Origin of the sequence: Streptomyces sp. NPDC049585 (assembly GCF_040675615.1) — a bacterium.
Taxonomy (GTDB): domain Bacteria; phylum Actinomycetota; class Actinomycetes; order Streptomycetales; family Streptomycetaceae; genus Streptomyces; species Streptomyces luteosporeus.
In genome coordinates this window covers 220,924-238,876 of record NZ_JBFAPE010000006.1, presented here as the reverse complement: position 1 = coordinate 238,876, position 17,953 = coordinate 220,924, and the positions used below count along the sequence as shown (strand labels likewise).

At 71.1% G+C, this 17,953-nt stretch carries 12 protein-coding genes and 2 tRNA genes; 9 read left to right on the top strand and 5 right to left on the bottom strand.

What is annotated here, in order from left to right; translation table 11 throughout:
• Nucleotides 1-5 precede the first annotated feature (5 nt).
• The 3 genes from eccCa to AB0K17_RS10200 all read left to right on the top strand — a co-directional run bounded on the left by eccCa (nt 6) and on the right by AB0K17_RS10200 (nt 5,757).
• Nucleotides 6-3,998 (top strand): type VII secretion protein EccCa, encoded by a 3,993-nt coding sequence (gene eccCa / locus AB0K17_RS10210; RefSeq protein ID WP_365982730.1) that lies wholly within the window; start codon nt 6-8, stop codon nt 3,996-3,998.
• A complete protein-coding gene (locus AB0K17_RS10205; protein ID WP_365982729.1) occupies nt 3,995-5,413 on the top strand; it encodes a DUF6177 family protein in 1,419 nt (472 codons plus the stop codon). The genes eccCa and AB0K17_RS10205 overlap by 4 nt, the downstream gene beginning before the upstream one ends.
• A gap of 149 nt (nt 5,414-5,562) precedes the next feature.
• A complete protein-coding gene (locus AB0K17_RS10200) occupies nt 5,563-5,757 on the top strand; it encodes a hypothetical protein (protein ID WP_365968871.1) in 195 nt (64 codons plus the stop codon).
• 67 nt (nt 5,758-5,824) lie between these two features.
• On the opposite strand, the gene AB0K17_RS10195 is transcribed toward AB0K17_RS10200, so the two are convergent.
• A tRNA-Gly gene (locus tag AB0K17_RS10195) sits at nt 5,825-5,898 on the bottom strand.
• A 153-nt stretch (nt 5,899-6,051) separates the two neighbouring features.
• On the opposite strand from AB0K17_RS10195, the gene AB0K17_RS10190 reads away from it, so the two are divergent.
• The 5 genes from AB0K17_RS10190 (at nt 6,052) to clpX (ending at nt 10,720) form a co-directional block, all read left to right on the top strand.
• Nucleotides 6,052-6,128, top strand: a tRNA-Pro gene (locus AB0K17_RS10190).
• A 130-nt stretch (nt 6,129-6,258) separates the two neighbouring features.
• Nucleotides 6,259-7,626 (top strand): trigger factor, encoded by a 1,368-nt coding sequence (tig, locus tag AB0K17_RS10185; RefSeq protein ID WP_365982728.1) that lies wholly within the window; start codon nt 6,259-6,261, stop codon nt 7,624-7,626.
• 314 nt (nt 7,627-7,940) lie between these two features.
• Entirely contained in the window at nt 7,941-8,546 is a 606-nt protein-coding gene (locus AB0K17_RS10180; RefSeq protein WP_365968908.1) for an ATP-dependent Clp protease proteolytic subunit, read from the top strand.
• Nucleotides 8,547-8,598: 52 nt separating this feature from the next.
• On the top strand, nt 8,599-9,267 hold the full coding sequence (locus tag AB0K17_RS10175; RefSeq protein ID WP_365968869.1) for an ATP-dependent Clp protease proteolytic subunit: 669 nt from the start codon (nt 8,599-8,601) through the stop codon (nt 9,265-9,267).
• Between the two features lie 172 nt (nt 9,268-9,439).
• Nucleotides 9,440-10,720, top strand: coding sequence for an ATP-dependent Clp protease ATP-binding subunit ClpX (gene clpX, locus AB0K17_RS10170; RefSeq protein WP_344434329.1), 1,281 nt, complete (start codon nt 9,440-9,442; stop codon nt 10,718-10,720).
• Nucleotides 10,721-10,791: 71 nt separating this feature from the next.
• On the opposite strand, the gene AB0K17_RS10165 is transcribed toward clpX, so the two are convergent.
• The 3 genes from AB0K17_RS10165 to AB0K17_RS10155 form a co-directional block, all read right to left on the bottom strand.
• The gene (locus tag AB0K17_RS10165; RefSeq protein WP_365968868.1) at nt 10,792-11,616 is read right to left on the bottom strand and encodes a hypothetical protein; all 825 of its coding nucleotides are present in this window, start codon (nt 11,614-11,616) and stop codon (nt 10,792-10,794) included.
• 103 nt (nt 11,617-11,719) lie between these two features.
• The gene (locus AB0K17_RS10160) at nt 11,720-12,712 is read right to left on the bottom strand and encodes a hypothetical protein (RefSeq protein ID WP_365982727.1); all 993 of its coding nucleotides are present in this window, start codon (nt 12,710-12,712) and stop codon (nt 11,720-11,722) included.
• A gap of 22 nt (nt 12,713-12,734) precedes the next feature.
• Nucleotides 12,735-13,742 carry a hypothetical protein gene (locus AB0K17_RS10155; protein ID WP_365982726.1) on the bottom strand — a complete coding sequence of 336 codons (1,008 nt, stop codon included), beginning with the start codon at nt 13,740-13,742 and terminating at the stop codon, nt 12,735-12,737.
• A gap of 152 nt (nt 13,743-13,894) precedes the next feature.
• Between AB0K17_RS10155 and AB0K17_RS10150 the strand changes: the two genes are divergently transcribed.
• The gene (locus AB0K17_RS10150) at nt 13,895-16,531 is read left to right on the top strand and encodes a valine--tRNA ligase (RefSeq protein ID WP_365982725.1); all 2,637 of its coding nucleotides are present in this window, start codon (nt 13,895-13,897) and stop codon (nt 16,529-16,531) included.
• A gap of 132 nt (nt 16,532-16,663) precedes the next feature.
• On the opposite strand, the gene AB0K17_RS10145 is transcribed toward AB0K17_RS10150, so the two are convergent.
• A complete protein-coding gene (locus AB0K17_RS10145) occupies nt 16,664-17,878 on the bottom strand; it encodes a hypothetical protein (RefSeq protein ID WP_365969641.1) in 1,215 nt (404 codons plus the stop codon).
• Nucleotides 17,879-17,953: the final 75 nt, after the last annotated feature.

Below are 17,953 nucleotides of genomic sequence, written 5' to 3'. Positions count from 1 at the left end.
TTTCGATGACCACCCGAATAGTCCACCGCCCCGCCCGCACCACGCGCCCACTGCCGGCGCCGGAGGCGCGCACCATCGAGCCGCCGCCCAACCTGCCCGAGGGCAAGACCGGCGGCGCCCTGCACTCCCTCATGCCCATCGCCGGCGTCATGAGCTCCGTGATCATGATGACGGTCGTGCGCAACAGCCAGTTCGCCTCGCTCGGCGCGATCGTGCTCGTCGTCACCGTCATCGGCTCGGTGGGCATGCTGCTCTCCCAGCGCGGCAAGGCCCAGCGCACCCGGCGCCAGCAGCGCGAGCGCTACCTGGAGTACCTGGAGGAGCTGCGCGAGGAGCTCGGTGCCGAGGAGCGCGAGCGCCGCGAGGTCGCCCGCGTCCTCGACCCGCCGCCGGAGGCGCTGTACGACATCGTGCGCGACCCCGCCCGGCTGTGGGAGCGCCGCCGCCTGGACGGCGACTTCCTGCGCGTGCGCGTGGGCACCGGCCGCATGCCCGTGCGCGAGATCACGGTCGGCCGCCCCGGCGGCAGCGTGCTCACCCCGCCCGACCGCTTCATGCTCAACGAGGCCGGGGCCCTGAAGAACCGCTTCACCACCGCGGCCGACCTGCCCCTGACCGTCCCCCTCGACCGCGCCGGCAACGTCAGCGTCGTCGGCGACCGCGAGGGCGTCCTGCGCGTCGCCCGCGCCCTGCTCGCCCAGACCGCCGTCACCCACGCCCCCGACGACGTCGCCCTCGCCCTCGCCTGCCCCGGCGACCGCATGGCCGACTGGAACTGGCTGAAGTGGCTGCCCCACACCCTCGACCCCGAGGAGCACGACGGCCCCGTCGCCGCCCGCCGCATCGCCCCCTCCCTGGCCGCCCTCGGCCGCCTCATGGGCCGCGACCTGCGCCAGCGCGCCTCCTACGCCGCCGAGGTGCGCCGCGGCCTGTCCGGCAAGGACGCCCTGGAGATGGCCGGCCGCCTGCTGGTCGTCAGCGACGGCTACGGCGAGGACGCCACCGAACTGCCCCGCCCCGACGAGGCCGTGCCCCTGCCCGACATGGGCGTGACCGTCCTGCACCTGGTCGCCGAGCGCATCCAGGAACCCGGCCACGTCTCGCTGCGCCTGACCGTCGACGGCGACGAGGTGCGCATCGAGGACCTGCGCCACCCCGAACCGCTCACCTCCGGCGGCACCGTCGACGCGGCCACCGCCGCCGGCGCCGAGGGCCTGGCCCGCCAGCTCTCCCCGCTGCGCCTGTCCGCCGAATCCCTCGTCGACGCGCCGCTGTCCGGCCCCGTCGACTTCGCCGAACTCCTCGGCATCGACGACCCCGCCGCCCTCGACGTCGGCGCCCTGTGGCAGCCGCGCGGCGAGCGCGCCTTCCTGCGCGTACCGATCGGCGTCAGCGACAGCCGCGAGCCCGTCCTGCTCGACCTCAAGGAGTCCTCCGAACTCGGCATGGGCCCGCACGGCCTGTGCGTCGGCGCCACCGGCTCCGGCAAGAGCGAGCTGCTGCGCACCCTCGTCCTCGCCCTGGTCGCCACCCACCCGCCGGAGGACCTGGCCATGGTCCTCGTCGACTACAAGGGCGGCGCCACCTTCGCGCCCTTCGCCGACCTGCCGCACGTCGCCGGCGTCATCACCAACCTGGAGAACCAGGCCGGCCTCGTCGAGCGCGTCCACTCCTCCCTCGCCGGCGAGGTCCAGCGCCGCCAGCAGGTCCTCAAGGACGCCGGCAACGTCGCCGACATCGGCCACTACGCCGCCCTGCGCGCAACCCGTCCCGACCTCGACCCGCTGCCGCACCTGTTCGTCGTCATCGACGAGTTCGGCGAACTGCTCACCGCCAAGCCCGACTTCATCGACCTGTTCCTGTCCATCGGCCGCATCGGCCGCTCCATCGGCGTGCACCTGCTGCTCTCCAGCCAGCGCATCGAGGGCGGCAAGCTCAAGGGCCTGGACACCTACCTGTCCTACCGGCTCGGCCTGCGCACCTTCTCCGCCGACGAGTCCCGCACCGTCCTCGACACCACCGACGCCTTCAACCTGCCGCCCATCCCCGGCTTCGGCTACCTCAAGGTCGACGTCAGCGCCTACGAGCGGTTCAAGGCCAGCTTCGTCTCCGGCCCCTACCGCGGCCCCGCCCTGCGCGAGAGCGACGACACCGGCCCGACCGTCCTGCCCTACCCCGACTACAACGACCTCGCCGAGCCCGAGGCCGGCCCCGGCGAGGGCGAGCCGGCCATGCGCCACCGCAACCCCGGCCCCACCACGATGTCCGTCATCGTCGACCAGCTGCGGGCCGCCGCCAGCCCCACCCGGGCCATCTGGCTGCCCCCGCTGCCCCGGGCCGTCTCCCTCGACGTCTCGGCCGGACCCGTGCACTCCGGCGCCCGCGGCATGCAACTGGCCGTACGCCCCGGCTTCATGAAGGTGCCGCTCGGCATCCTCGACGACCCCGCCCGCCAGTGGCAGGGCCAGTGGGTCCTCGACCTCTCCCTCGCCGGCGGCCACGCCGCCGTCATCGGCGGCCCCCAGGCCGGCAAGACCACGCTGCTGCGCACCCTCGCACTGTCGCTGGCCATGACGCACACCCCGCGCGAGGTCGGCATCTACGGCCTGGACCTCGTCGGCGGCGGCCTGGCCGCGCTCTCCGGCCTGCCCCACGTCGGCGGCATCGCCGGCCGCGCCGACCGCGAGCGCGCCGCCCGTACGGTCGAGGAGGTGCGCGGCATGCTCGCCGCGCGCGAGGAGCTCTTCCGCGAGCACGGCATCGACTCCGTCGAGCGGCTGCGCGAGCTGCGCGCCGAGGGCAAGGTGACCGAGCTCGCCTCCACCGAGATCGTCCTGGTCATCGACGGCTTCGGCGCCCTGCGCGACGACTTCGCCGAGATCGAGGACGCCGTCACCGACCTGCTCAAGCGCGGCGGCGGCTACGGCATCCACGTCGTGGCCTCCATGCTGCGCTGGAACGACGTGCGCATCGCCACCCAGGCCACCTTCGGCACCCGCGTCGAGCTGCGCCTGAACGACCCCGGCGACTCCAGCATCGACCGCAAGCTCGCCGAGACCCTCGCCCCCGACGAGCCCGGCCGGGTGCTCACCGACGGCAAGCTCTTCGCCCAGACGGCGCTGCCGCGCATCGACTCCCTCGCCTCGACCTCCGAGCTCGGCCCGGCCGTCGAGCAGGCGGCCATGGTCATCCGGGCCGCCTGGTCCGGCGACGGCGCCCAGCGCGTACGCGTCCTGCCCGCCCGCATCCCCGCGGCCTCGCTGCCCTCGCCGACCGCCGAACCCAACCGGGTGCCGCTCGGCCTGGACCAGAGTGCGCTCGCGCCCGTCCTGCTGGACCTCTTCCGGCGCGACCAGCACCTGCTGATCCTCGGCGACAGCGAGTGCGGCAAGACCAACCTGCTGCGGCTCGTCGCCGAGGGCCTGATGGAGCGCTACGGCGACGACGAGCTCGTCTTCGCCGTCATGGACCCCCGGCGCGGTCTGCGCAAGCTCGTGCCCGAGGAGTACCGCGGCGGCTACGCGCACAACTCCCGGCTGTGCGGCGCGCTGGCCACCGGCATCGCCACCGAGCTCGAGAAGCGCATGCCGGACGACCTCGCCGCCCAGGACGCCATGGCGTCCGGCACCTGGTACTCCGGGCCGCGCATCGTCATCCTCATCGACGACTACGACATCCTCACCACCGCCGGCCAGCAGCCGCTGGCGCCGTTCCTGCCGTTCATCCCCTCCGCCCAGGACATCGGCCTGCACTTCGTCGTCACCCGCCGCGTGGCGGGCGCCTCGCGCGCGCTGTACGAGCCGTTCCTGATGACGCTGCGCGAATCCGGCACCACCGCCGTCGTCATGACCGGCGACCGGCAGGAGGGCCAGCTCTTCCCCGGCGTCTACGCCGGCACCCAGCCGCCGGGCCGCGGCACACTGGTGCGCCGCGGCGAGCCGACCCGGCTGATCCAGACGGCCCTGGCCGAGCAGACCGACGAAGCGGAGCGGGCATGACCAAGGACGTCATCGCGCTGACCGAGCGCATGCCGGACGCCTGGAGCGTCCTGGCCGGCCTGCTCTCGGGCGGCCCCGACCTGCACGTGCAGACCACCGCCGACGGCGCCGTGGTGCAGCTGTGCGACGAGCAGGGACGACCGCTGGTCTCCATCGAGGCACCGCTGCTGCTGCAGGTGCCCGGGGAGGCCACCCGGCTGCTCGGCGAGCCGGCACCCGCCGGCGACGGGCCGCTGTGGTGGGTCGAGGCCCGCGCCTCCACGGCCGTGCCGGACGCCGAGCGGCTCGCCGGCGTCTTCGCCGCCCGCCTGGCCAAGCTGCTCGGCGGCCGCGTCTGGCCGCCCGGCGCCCCGGGCACCGACGACCCGGGCACCCCGGTCGACGTCTCCGGCGTCACCGCCGTGCCCGCGCCGGCCGCCGCGCAGCCCGCCGTGGACGTGCTCACGGAGCAGGTCGCCGTCGTGCTGCAGGACCGCCCCGTGATCGCCACCACCAGCTGGCTGTCCGAGGCCTGGCGCGCCGCCCTGGAGAGCGACCGCGGCCTGCAGATCGTCACCCCCGGCCACAGCCGCCTGTCCCTGGCCACCCGCACCCTGCTCACCGCCCAGCCGTCGCGCTGGGTCGTGCAGGACGAGCGCGACGGCTACTACGACGGGCTCTCCGGCGCCGTGCTGCGCTGGCAGGACGGGGCCTTCGCCCCAGCGCGCGACGCCGCCGGCGACACGCCGATGGCGGCCGCCTTCGGCGAGACCGCGCCCACCGGCGAACGCCAGCTGTTGATCACACTGCGCACCCACCACCAGCCGGACGCCCACCTCGTCCTCGGCGGCGCCGTGGAGGCCGTCTGGCAGCACCTCGCCGGCTGCCTGCCGGCCGGCTGGGGCACCGCCGAGCCCGCCAACCTGCCCTGGTCACGCCGGCAGCTCACCGACCTGGCCCACGAACGCGCTCCCAGGCCCACCTGGACCGTCCTCGTCGGCGGCCGGGCCCAGGGCACCCTGCGCGTCGTGCGCACGGCCGACGGGGTCGAGGAGGACCTCACCGTGGCCGTCGGCTTCGCCGCCGGCGAGGAGCTCCCGCTCGCGGCCCTGCAGGAGCTGGCGCAGGAGCTGACCGCCCGGCACGGGCTGCGCACGATGCTCTGCCAGGTGCGCCACGGCCGGGCCGACCTCACCGCGCCGCCGCGCCTGGAGCGGCCGCCGATGCCGTACGCCTTCGTCCTCGGGGCCGAGGAGGTGCACGGCGTCGGCCGCGCCCACGCCGCCCGTACGCCGCTGCCCACCGCGCCCGTCCGGCTGGGGCCCGCCGGGCGGCCCGGCTACTACTACGTCCTGGGTGACGGAGAGACGGCCGAGGGGTGGGAGGCACTGGAGATGCTGATGCGACACCTGCGCTCGTCCGAGCCGCAGTCCTGAGGCTGCTGGGACGCAAGTGGCGCCGGGCTGCGGGGACGAACCCTTACTCGTACCCCGATGAATCGTCACGGCATCCCAATACGGGGCGAGTTGGTGGCACGATGGTCGTGGTCCGGGCCGGGTGTTCCCTATCGAAGGTGTGATCAGTTGTGGCCATCTCACTGTCCGTGGTGCTGCTCCTGGCGATCATCCTGGTGGTGATGATCCGAAGCAACAACATCAAGGCGGGGCCCGCGATCGTCGCGATCCTCTTCGGCTTCTTCCTCGCGTCGACCGGCATGGCGCCTTCGATCAACCGTTTCCTCAGCTCGCTCGCCCAGACGATCAACGGCATCAAGTTCTGAAGGCGCGTCCTCGGAAGGTGTGTGCCGGACGCACGAACGCCTCCGACCGGGGGTCGGAGGCGTTCCGTGGAGCGGGCGACGGGAATCGAACCCGCGTAGCCAGTTTGGAAGACTGGGGCTCTACCATTGAGCTACGCCCGCGTGCGCTGCGCGTGCGCCACAAGGGGCACGCGGCACGGTGTGCATCGTAGCGGGTCGAGGCAGTGCCTCGCACGCCGCCCCCGTGCACCGGTTGCCCTGCAAAAAAGCGGCGTCCGGACGCCCCCTGGGCATGTACCCTACGTCTCGCACTTACGGGGTGTGGCGCAGCTTGGTAGCGCGTCCGCTTTGGGAGCGGAAGGTCGTCGGTTCGAATCCGGCCACCCCGACCAGCAAGATCACATTGGGGCCCCCTGGGGCTTGCGGTTACTATGCAAGCTACGTGTCCGTGTGTCTGTCGACCGGGCGCGATCCGCTGGACATCAGCAGAATCCCAGAAGTCAGCCCCAAGGAGACCGAACCGTGAAGAGCGCCGTGGAGACCCTGAACCCGACTCGGGTTCGGCTCACTGTCGAGGTGCCCTTCGAGGAGCTCAAGCCCAGCCTCGACGCGGCGTACAAGAAGATCAACCAGCAGGTCACGGTGGCGGGCTTCCGCAAGGGCAAGATCCCGGCCCGCGTGATCGACCAGCGCTTCGGGCGCGGTGCGGTGCTGGAGGAGGCCGTCAACGACGCCCTCCCGAAGTTCTACACCGAGGCCGTCAACAAGGGCGAGCTGAACCCGCTGGGTCAGCCCGACGTCGACATCACGGAGCTGAAGGACGGCGAGCTGCTGACCTTCACCGCCGAGGTCGACATCCGTCCCGCCCTGGAGATCCCGGACTACTCCGGCATCGAGGTCACCGTCGACGCGACCGAGGTCACCGACGAGGACGTCGAGAAGTCCGTCGAGCAGCTGCGTGAGCGCTTCGCCACCACCTCGCCGGTCGAGCGCGCCGCCGCCGAGGGCGACATCGTCACCGTCGACCTGGAGGCCAAGGTCGACGGCGAGGTCCTCGAGGACGGCGTCGCCCAGGACGTCGACTACACCATCGGCTCCGGCCAGCTCCTCGACGGCATCGACGACGCCGTCAAGGGCCTGGAGGCCGGCGGCTCCGCCACCTTCACCTCGCAGCTCAAGGGTGGCAGCGCCGAGGGCAAGGACGCCGAGATCAAGGTCGACGTCAAGGCCGTCAAGGCCCGCGAACTGCCCGAGCTGGACGACGAGTTCGCCCAGATGGCGAGCGAGTTCGACACGCTGGAGGAGCTCAAGGCCGACAGCCGCAAGCGCCTTGAGCGCATGAAGAAGTTCGACCAGGCCACCCAGGCCCAGGAGAAGGTGCTCGAGGAGCTCCTGAAGCTGGTCGAGGTCCCGATGCCCGAGAAGCTGCTCGAGGACGAGATCCGCACCCGCAAGCACAACCTCGAGCACCACCAGCTCGGCCAGATCGGCATGACCCTCGAGAAGTACCTCGAGATGCAGGGCAAGACGGCCGAGGAGTTCGACGCCGAGCTCAAGGAGCAGGCCGAGAAGGGCATCAAGACCCAGTTCGTCCTCGACGAGATCGTCAACAAGGAGAAGGTCTCCGTCGGCCAGGACGAGCTGACCGAGCACCTGATGCGCCGCGCGCAGTCCTCCGGCATGGCCCCCGACCAGTTCGCGCAGGCCGTCGTCGAGCAGGGCCAGGTCCCGATGCTCGTCGGTGAGGTCGCCCGCGGCAAGGCCCTCGCGACCGTCGTCGAGGCCGCCACGGTCAAGGACACCAACGGCGAGGTCGTCGACCTCGACGAGGGAGACGACGACGAGGCCGCCGAGGCTGCCGAGGCCGCCGCGGAGACCACGGAGGCCTGAGCCCCCGAGGTCGCCCCTCAGCCGCTCCGGTGAGTGAGCGCACGGGCCCGGACGCGTTGCGCGTCCGGGCCCGTCGTGTTCGCCCGGGGCCTGCCGCAGGTTCCCGCGGCCGTGGCTCATGCGCTCAGAGCGAACAGTTCCTGATGCGGGATGGCGCCCGCCGACCAGCGCGTTAGGGTCCGTAGATACGAGGGCAGGGGAGAAAAGGCAGCGCGCCGGCGCCCACCGGCACCGCAGCCCCCCGGTTCCCGAGAGAAGACGCGGAGACGGCCCGTTGCCGTCAGAGACGAGCAGGTGGACACGTGACGAATCTGATGCCTTCTGCCGCCGGTGACATCGCCATCGGTGGTGGCCTCGGCGACCAGGTCTACAACCGGCTGCTCGGGGAGCGGATCATCTTCCTCGGCCAGCAGGTCGACGACGACATCGCCAACAAGATCACCGCGCAGATGCTCCTCCTGGCCGCCGACCCGACCAAGGACATCTACCTCTACATCAACAGCCCCGGTGGTTCGGTGACGGCCGGCATGGCGGTCTACGACACCATGCAGTACATCCCGAACGACGTCGTCACCATCGGCATGGGCCTGGCCGCCTCCATGGGCCAGTTCCTGCTCACCGGTGGCACCCCCGGCAAGCGCTTCGCGCTGCCGAACACCGACATCCTCATGCACCAGGGCTCCGCGGGCCTGGGCGGCACCGCCTCCGACATCAAGATCCAGGCCGAGCAGCTGCTGCGCACCAAGAAGCGCATGGCCGAGATCACGGCCGAGCACACCGGCCAGAGCGTCGAGACGATCATCCGCGACGGTGACCGCGACCGCTGGTTCACGGCCGAGGAGGCCAAGGAGTACGGGATCATCGACGAGATCATCACCCACGCCTCCGGCGTTCCGGGCGGCGGCGGCACCGGGGCCTGATCCCCGGCCGTACGCCAGTAAGCCGCAATCCAGCCCACCGACCGCCATCAGGATGGTGAACACCCGCATGAACATCTCGTCCCCCAGCGGCCTCTACACGGGCCCGCAGGTCGAATCCCGCTACGTGGTTCCGCGCTTCGTCGAGCGCACCTCGCAGGGCGTGCGCGAGTACGACCCGTACGCGAAGCTCTTCGAGGAGCGCGTGATCTTCCTGGGCGTCCAGATCGACGACGCCTCGGCCAACGACGTCATGGCGCAGCTGCTGTGCCTGGAGTCGATGGACCCCGACCGTGACATCTCGATCTACATCAACTCGCCGGGCGGCTCGTTCACCGCGCTGACCGCGATCTACGACACGATGCAGTTCGTGAAGCCGGACATCCAGACGGTCTGCATGGGCCAGGCCGCCTCCGCCGCCGCGGTCCTGCTGGCCGCGGGCACCCCGGGCAAGCGCATGGCGCTGCCGAACGCCCGGGTGCTGATCCACCAGCCCTCCACCCAGACGGGCCGCGAGCAGCTGTCGGACCTGGAGATCGCCGCGCAGGAGATCCTGCGGATGCGCACGCAGCTGGAGGAGATGCTGGCCAAGCACTCCACCCAGCCGATCGAGCGGATCCGCGACGACATCGAGCGGGACAAGATCCTCACCGCTGAGGACGCGCTCGCTTACGGTCTGGTCGACCAGATCGTCTCGACGCGCAAGTCGTCCGTGGCCGTCTGACCGTCTTCCGTCGGTCAGCCGTCCCGGTTGCCTCCGCGCTCTTCACGACGGACCTCCCTTGGCCGAACAGGGCCAAGGGGGGCCCGCACGGGGGGCCCGGCAAGGTACCGTCGATAGGCAAGCACTCGGGTTCGCAGAACAAGGCGGATCCCAGGCGAAGGGGAAGCACCTCGTGGCACGCATCGGTGACGGCGGCGATCTGCTCAAGTGCTCGTTCTGCGGCAAGAGCCAGAAGCAGGTGAAGAAGCTCATCGCGGGTCCGGGTGTGTACATCTGCGACGAGTGCATCGACCTCTGCAACGAGATCATCGAGGAGGAGCTCGCGGAGACCTCCGAGGTCCGCTGGGAGGAGCTGCCCAAGCCCCGCGAGATCTACGAGTTCCTCGAGGGCTACGTCGTCGGCCAGGAGGCCGCCAAGAAGGCGCTGTCGGTCGCGGTCTACAACCACTACAAGCGGGTGCAGGCCGGGGAGAACGGCAGCCACCGCGACGACGGCATCGAGCTGGCGAAGTCCAACATCCTGCTGCTGGGCCCCACCGGCTCGGGCAAGACGCTGCTCGCCCAGACCCTCGCCCGTATGCTCAACGTCCCCTTCGCCATCGCCGACGCCACGGCCCTGACGGAGGCCGGCTACGTCGGCGAGGACGTCGAGAACATCCTGCTGAAGCTGATCCAGGCCGCCGACTACGACGTCAAGAAGGCCGAGACCGGCATCATCTACATCGACGAGATCGACAAGGTCGCCCGTAAGAGCGAAAATCCGTCGATCACCCGGGACGTCTCCGGCGAGGGCGTCCAGCAGGCGCTGCTGAAGATCCTGGAGGGCACCACCGCCTCGGTGCCCCCGCAGGGCGGCCGCAAGCACCCGCACCAGGAGTTCATCCAGATCGACACGACGAACGTCCTGTTCATCGTGGGCGGCGCCTTCTCCGGCCTGGAGAAGATCATCGAGTCCCGGGCCGGGGCCAAGGGCATCGGCTTCGGCGCCACGATCCGCTCCAAGCGCGAGATCGAGGCCAGCGACCAGTTCCAGGAGGTCATGCCGGAGGACCTGGTGAAGTTCGGCATGATCCCCGAGTTCATCGGCCGGCTGCCCGTCATCACCTCCGTGCACAACCTCGACCGCGAGGCCCTGCTGCAGATCCTCGTCGAGCCGCGCAACGCCCTGGTCAAGCAGTACCAGCGGCTGTTCGAACTCGACGGCGTGGAGCTGGACTTCGACCGCCCGGCCCTCGAAGCCATCGCCGACCAGGCCATCCTGCGCGGCACCGGCGCCCGTGGCCTGCGCGCCATCATGGAAGAGGTCCTGATGTCGGTGATGTACGAGGTGCCCTCCCGTAAGGACGTCGCCCGCGTCGTCATCACCGCCGACGTCGTGCAGTCCAACGTCAACCCGACCCTCGTGCCGCGCACCCGCGCCGAGCAGGGCGAGCGCCACGAGAAGAGCGCCTGACGACGACCCGAGCACGAAACGGGGGCTCCCGCCGCATGGCGGGAGCCCCCGTTTTCCTGCAGGAGGAGTCCCTACTGGTCCTCCTGCTCCTTGCGCGTCTCCGTGCGCACGGTGGCGGTGGCCGCCGCCAGTTCCTGCGCGCTCATGGCATTGCCGGTCGCGGAGACCTCCGCGCCGGCCGCCAGCCCGCCCGTGGTCCGCGAGACCGTGTGCTGCACGACACCGATCGTGTCGGAGTCGCCCCAGACGCACACCGAGCTCTCGGTCGAGGACGAGATCGTGCCGTACGCGTAACTGCTCTTGTCCGCCTTGCACTTCATCACCGCCCCGTTGAAGCCGCCGGGCGCGATGTCCGTCCACGGCGTGACGTTCTGCACGTTGGTCTTGGCGGCGCCCAGCAGCTTCTTCTGGGACTCCTCCATCCGGGCGATGAGCATCTCCACCGTCTTGCGGGGATTTGCAATCTTCCCGTAGGCGCCGCTGACCGACAGCCGCTGCTTGTCGAGGTTGGTGTACGACTGGGAGACGGCGGTGCCGTTCTCGATGCCGAGCGCCTTGGCGTCCTCGTTGTCGGCAATGGACTCCGGGTGCTTGTCCGGGGCCGAGGTCGTCGCCTTGGTGTACTTGCCGCTCAGGAGCGCGTCGGGCATCACCAGCATGTACGTCTTCTTCTCACCGCCGCTGCCGCCGAGGGCGCCGGTGGAGTACAGGTACCCGCCCACGGCGGCGCCCACCAGCACGAGGGCGCCGACGGTGATACCGATCGCCTTGCCCTTGCCGCGCCGCGGCGGCTCCTGCTGGTAGGGCGGGGCGGGCTCCCCGTACGGCGTGGGGGAGTACTGCTGGGCGTACGGCGGTGGGGGAGCACCGTACGGGCCCGGCTGGTTGTAGCTCATCGTGTCCTTTTCGACGCAGGATCATTCCGTGGGGGGTCTGCGTCATCCTTGCGACGGCTGGTACCGGCTTGAGGTCGAGCCCGCAACGGTTTCGGAACGACGGCTACTGCTTCGTAACTTCGACGCGCGTCTCCTTGCGCAGTTTCGCGGTGCGCTCGGAGGCGTCCTGGAGGGTCACCTCCGCCCCACCGGGCACCAGCGACGAGGCGTCGGCGACGAAGACGGTGCCGACGGTGCTGTGGTCGGCCCAGATGCACAGCGGCATCTTGAACGTCCGCGAGCCCAGCTCCCCACCGGAGTAGACGGTCTTCTGGCACTTCATCACCGCGCCCGCCTCGAGGCCGGCCGGCGTCATCTTCTGCGGGTCGCCGTCGAGCGTGGTCTTCGTGCCGTCGGACTTCTCCTTCGACGACGCCATCGACACGCTCAGGAACATGCTGTCCACGGTGGCCTCGGGGTCCTTGACCTGCCCGTACAGGCCGGTGAACTTCATCCCCTTGCGCTCGGCCGCCGTGCCCTCGGTCACGTAGCCGGCGGTGACGTTCTGCGCGTCCTTGACGCCCAGCAGCAGAAGGCTCTTCTGGTCGACGGAGGCGAAGCCGCCGCCGCTGCCGCTGGGGTCCTTCTTGTACGCGCCGCCGAGCACGGTGTCCGGAGTCACGAGCTTGTAGCGCTTGCCGTCGTCGCCCGGGGCGAGCGAGGAGGCGGAGGCGGAAGGGGAGGGGGAGGCCGATGCGCTGGAGCGCGCGGCGGCCTTGGCGTCCTCCTCGCCGCCGTCGTTCCTGCCGCCCATCAGGGCGTACGCCCCGCCGACGATCGCGCCGACGAGGATCACCGCGCCGATGGCGATGCCGATGGTCCTGCCCTTGCCGGAGCGCTGCTCGGGCACCGGCGGCGGGTAGGGCGACGGGTACGCCGGCGGGTAGCCGCCGGCGTTCTCGTACGGGTTGGGCTGCTGGGCGTACGGCGCCTGCGGGGCCTGCGGCGGCTGCTGGGGTATCGGCGGCTGCTGGGCGTAGGGGTTGGGCTGCGGAGGCTGCTGGGGCGGCTGCTGCGGCGGTACGCCGTAGGGGCCCGGCTGCGGGGGCTGGCTCATGGCGGTGCGGTGTCCTCTCCGGCTACTGCTTCGGTATCTCGACCCGCACGTCGCGGCGGGCCTTCGCGGTCAGTTCGGCGGCCTGCTCCAGCGGGACCTGCCGGCCGGCGAGCACCGCGGCCTGGTCGAGGGAGAGGACCATCGCCGTGGTGCTGTGGTCGGCCCACACGCACATCTGCATCGTGATCGGCTTGCCGCCCGGCGCGGTCGTGCCCACCAGGCGGGTCTGCTGGCACTTCATGACGGCGCCGTCGTCGAGCCCGGCGGGGGAGACCCTCTCGGCCGAGCCGATGAGCTCCATGTTGTCGTTGGTGCCCTTTTTGATCGCCGTCCGCAGGGACAGGAACATGCCGTCCACCACGCCCTCGGGGCGCTTGATGGTTCCCCACGCGCCCATGAAGCGGATGCGCTTCTGCGTCATGACGGGGGCGTCGGTCTGGTAGGCGCCCGAGATCGACTCGGGGTCGGCGACGCCGATCTGCCGCAGCTCCGTCTTCTCCGCCGCGCCGAACGCGGGCACGTGCGCGTCCGGGTCCTTCTTGTACTCGCCGGCGAGGATCGCATCCGGCGCGGTGAGCTTGTAGCGCTTGCCGTCGGCCGCCGTGGTGCCGCCGCCGTCCTTGCCGCCGGCCAGGAGCACGAAGCCGCCCGCGACGATCGCGCCGACCAGGATGACCGCGCCGAGCGCGATGCCGATGGCCTTGCCGGTGTTGCTCTGCTTCGGCGGCACCGGCGGCGGGTAGGGCCCCGGCATCCCCGGCTGCCCGTACGCGGCACCGTACGGCCCGGGCTGCTGCGGCACCCCGTACGGCCCCGGCTGCCCCTGCGCACCGTACGACCCCGGCTGGGGCGCGCCGTACGGCCCCGGCGCGGGCGCACCGTACGGGCCGGGCTGCGGGGGCGCGCCGTAGGGCGACGGGGGCTGCTGCGGGTAGCCGTAGCCCGGCTGGGCTCCGCCCTGGCCGTAGGGGCCCGGCTGCTGGGGTGGCTGCTGCGGCGCGCCGTACGGGCCGGGCTGGTGCTGGCTCATCGTCTCTCTCTTGTCGCCGTGAGGTGGGGCAGGGGGTGGCCGAACGTGTGCGCGTCATCCTTCCGGATGGCCTGTCCATGGCGAACGGCGGGGCGGAGACGGGGTGGAAAGCAGTTCGTGACCTGTCACCGGTGACCCGTAGAATTCCGTCCGTGACCGATAACACTCAGCAGAGCCCCGGACGAGGGCCCAAGGACAGCACCCCCGAACTGCCGACCCAGTACGCGCCGGCCGAGGTAGAGGGGCCGCTGTACGAGCGCTGGGTAGAGCGGGGTTACTTCGAGGCGGACGAGAAGAGCGAGAAGCCTCCGTACACCATCGTCATCCCCCCGCCGAACGTCACCGGTTCGCTCCACCTCGGACACGCGTTCGAGCACACTCTGATCGACGCGCTCACCCGCCGCAAGCGGATGCAGGGCTTCGAGACGCTGTGGCAGCCCGGCATGGACCACGCCGGCATCGCCACGCAGAACGTCGTCGAGCGGGAGCTGGCCAAGGAGGGCAAGTCCCGGCACGACCTCGGCCGCGAGGCCTTCGTCGAGCGCGTGTGGAAGTGGAAGGCCGAGTCCGGCGGCCAGATCTCGGGCCAGATGAAGCGCCTCGGCGACGGCGTCGCCTGGTCGCGCGAGCGCTTCACCATGGACGAGGGCCTCTCCAAGGCCGTCCAGACGATCTTCAAGAAGCTCTACGACGACGAGCTGATCTACCGCGCCGAGCGCATCATCAACTGGTGCCCGCGCTGCCTGACCGCCATCTCCGACATCGAGGTGGAGTACCAGGACGACGACGGCGAGCTCGTCTCCATCAAGTACGGCGAGGGCGACGCCTCCATCGTGGTGGCCACCACCCGCGCCGAGACGATGCTCGGCGACACCGCCGTGGCCGTCCACCCCGAGGACGAGCGCTACAAGCACCTCATCGGCACCGAGATCGAGCTGCCGCTGACCGGCCGCCGCATCCCCGTCGTCGCCGACGCGCACGTCGACCCCGGCTTCGGCACCGGCGCCGTCAAGGTCACCCCGGCCCACGACCCGAACGACTTCGAGATCGGCCGCCGCCACGGCCTGCCGTCGCTGACCGTCCTCGACGAGCACGGCATCATCACCGTCCACGGCCCCTTCCAGGGCCTGGACCGCTTCGAGGCCCGCTCCGCCATCGTCGGCGCCCTGCGCGCCGAGGGCCGCATCGTCGCCGAGAAGCGCCCCTACGTGCACTCCGTCGGCCACTGCTCGCGCTGCAAGACGACGCTGGAGCCGCGCCAGTCCATGCAGTGGTGGGTCAAGGTGGGCCCGCTGGCCGAGGCCGCCAGCGGCGCCGTCCGCGACGGCAAGGTCAAGATCCACCCGCAGGAGATGGAGAAGCGGTACTTCGACTGGGTCGACAACCTCCACGACTGGTGCATCTCGCGCCAGCTGTGGTGGGGCCACCGCATCCCCGTCTGGTACGGCCCGAACGGCGAGACCGTCTGCGTCGGCCCCGACGAGCAGCCGCCCACCGGCGAGGGCTGGCACCAGGAGACCGACGTCCTGGACACCTGGTTCTCCTCGGGCCTGTGGCCCTTCTCCACCCTCGGCTGGCCCGAGCGGACCGAGAGCCTGGAGAAGTTCTACCCGAACTCCGTCCTGGTCACCGGCTACGACATCCTCTTCTTCTGGGTCGTCCGGATGATGATGTTCGGCCTGTACGCGATGGACGGCACCCCGCCGTTCCACACCATCGCCCTGCACGGCATGGTCCGCGACCAGTTCGGCAAGAAGATGTCGAAGTCCTTCGGCAACGCGGTCAACCCGCTGGACTGGATGGACACCTACGGCTCCGACGCCGTCCGCTTCACCCTCGCCCGCGGCGCCAACCCCGGCGTGGACGTGCCCATCGGCGAGGACTGGGTCCAGGGCTCGCGCAACTTCGCCAACAAGGTGTGGAACGCGACCCGCTTCGCCCTGATGAACGGCGCGACGGTCGAGGGCGAGCTGCCGCCCGCCGAGAAGATGTCGGCGACGGACCGCTGGATCCTCTCCCGCCTGAACACGGTGGTCGCCGAGGTCGACGCGTACTACGACGACTACCAGTTCGCCAAGCTCACCGACACCCTCTTCCACTTCGCGTGGGACGAGGTCTTCGACTGGTACGTCGAGCTGTCCAAGACCACGTTCATGGGCGGCGGCGAGCAGGCCGAGGTCTCCGCCCGCGTCCTGGGCGAGGTCCTCGACGTCACCCTCAAGCTGCTGCACCCCGTCGTGCCCTTCGTCACCGAGGCCCTGTGGACCGCGCTGACGGGCAAGGAGTCCGTCGTCGTCGCCGACTGGCCGACCGACAGCGGCTTCCGCGACGCCGACGCCGAGCGGGAGATCGAGAACCTCCAGCAGGTCATCACCGAGGTCCGCCGCTTCCGCTCCGACCAGGGCCTGCAGCCCGGCCAGAAGGTCCCGGCCCGCCTGGACCTGTCGGGCACCGCGCTGGCCGCCCACGAGGCCGCCATCCGCCAGCTGCTGCGCCTGCAGCCGGCCGAGGACGGCTTCCAGGCCACCGCCAGCCTGCCGGTGGCCGGTGCCACCGTCGAGCTCGACCTGTCGGGCGCGATCGACTTCGAGGCCGAGCGCAAGCGTCTGACGAAGGACCTTGCCGCGGCGGAGAAGGAGAAGGCCCAGGCGAACGCCAAGCTCGGCAACGAGGCGTTCCTGGCCAAGGCGCCCGACAACGTGGTGGAGAAGATCCGCACGCGGCTCGCCGCGGCCGAGGCCGACATCGAGCGCATCACCGGCCAGCTCCGGGCCCTGCCGGGCGCCTGAGCGCACACCAACAGGGAAGGGCCCCCGTCGCGCGAGCGACGGGGGCCCTTCCCTGTGCTGTGCCCCGTGAGGGGCGCGGGGCAGCGTTCGACTGCCGGCGCGTCGTGGCTGATCGCGCAGTTCCCCGCGCCCCTATGGGGCGCCGTGGTGGCGGGCCTCCCAGGGCCTGGTGCGGCCCGGGTCCCACATCGGGCCCCACGGGCCCTCCACCGGTTCCTCCTCCACCCGGCCCCGGGGCCGGTGCTGATTGCGCTCGCGCCGGTCGCGGATCGGGGCGAAGAGCACGTACGCCGTGGAGACCACCACGAAGCCCAGCCTGATCAGGCCGCGCGCCGACTCGTCCGGGACGAGGAAGACGCTGCCGTACAGCACCAGCAGCGCGATCCAGCTCCACCACGGCACCAGGCGCCGCTGCCCGCACACGTCCCACAGCAGCGTGCCCAGCAGCACCGAGGCCGTGTAATAGGTGTAGACGCTCGGGTCCAGCATGATGCGCGCGTTGGCGCCCAGCAGCACCACCGCCGCCCACCGGCCCCGCCACACGGCGATCGTGCCCAGCGCCAGGCCCAGCGCCGCCTGCGCGGGCCGCGCCCAGCTCGGCGTCTGCGGGTCGTTGGCACCCAGCCAGCGCAGCGCCGAGGCCGGGTTGTTGGGAATGGTGAACTTCGCCGCGGCGAAGGAGTCCGGGGCGACCACGAAGAACGGCAGCCACGCCACCGCCACCAGCGCCGCGCACCACAGCCCCGCCCGCAGCCAGCGCTCCTTCGGCAGCGCCAGCAGCAGCGGGACGAATGCCAGGGCCGTGGGCTTGGAGTCCAGGGCCAGCGCCATGCAGATGCCGGTCGCGGCGGCGTTGCAGCGCGTCAGGTAGTACACCGCCAGCGCGGTGAAGAACAGCGCGAGCACGTCGTCGAGATGGGCGAAGCGGACCGAGACCTCGATCCACATGGGAGTGAACGCCAGCCCGGCGATCAGCACGCGCCGCCGCAGCCGCTGGTGGTTGGTGCCGGTGCCCAGGAAGTGCCGGGCCGCGCTGCGGCCGGCGAGTACCAGGATCACCAGGCCCAGCGTCGACATCAGTGCCTCGGCGAGGACCTGCCCGACCTCGGCCGGGAAGGGGTTGAACAGGCCGGCCACGAGGAAGCTGACCGGACCCATCTGCAGTTCGGGGTGGCGGGCGTAGAGGTTCAGCCCGCCGTCCCCGGACGACCCGTAGATCAGCTCGCCGCCGGTGCGGAGGTAGTGCCAGGAGAAGCCCCCGCTGGGCTCGACGATGGCGAACCAGAGCACGGCCCACGCGGTGAGCAGGACCAAGTGCGTCCGGTTGCCGATGTGGGGTGTGCGCACGACGCTCCCGTTCCGCCACCCGGAACCGCTCCGGGCATGAATGTCACCGTCGGTCAGATGGCGGAAAGGGAGGGG

Excerpts from the sequence above, each read along its gene's own strand:
- eccCa (WP_365982730.1), top strand. The coding sequence starts at position 6 with ATGACCACCCGAATAGTCCACCGCCCCGCCCGCACCACGCGCCCACTG.
- AB0K17_RS10205 (WP_365982729.1), top strand. The coding sequence starts at position 3,995 with ATGACCAAGGACGTCATCGCGCTGACCGAGCGCATGCCGGACGCCTGG.
- AB0K17_RS10180 (WP_365968908.1), top strand. The coding sequence starts at position 7,941 with ATGCCTTCTGCCGCCGGTGACATCGCCATCGGTGGTGGCCTCGGCGAC.
- AB0K17_RS10175 (WP_365968869.1), top strand. The coding sequence starts at position 8,599 with ATGGTGAACACCCGCATGAACATCTCGTCCCCCAGCGGCCTCTACACG.
- AB0K17_RS10165 (WP_365968868.1), bottom strand. The coding sequence starts at position 11,616 with ATGAGCTACAACCAGCCGGGCCCGTACGGTGCTCCCCCACCGCCGTAC.
- AB0K17_RS10160 (WP_365982727.1), bottom strand. The coding sequence starts at position 12,712 with ATGAGCCAGCCCCCGCAGCCGGGCCCCTACGGCGTACCGCCGCAGCAG.
- AB0K17_RS10155 (WP_365982726.1), bottom strand. The coding sequence starts at position 13,742 with ATGAGCCAGCACCAGCCCGGCCCGTACGGCGCGCCGCAGCAGCCACCC.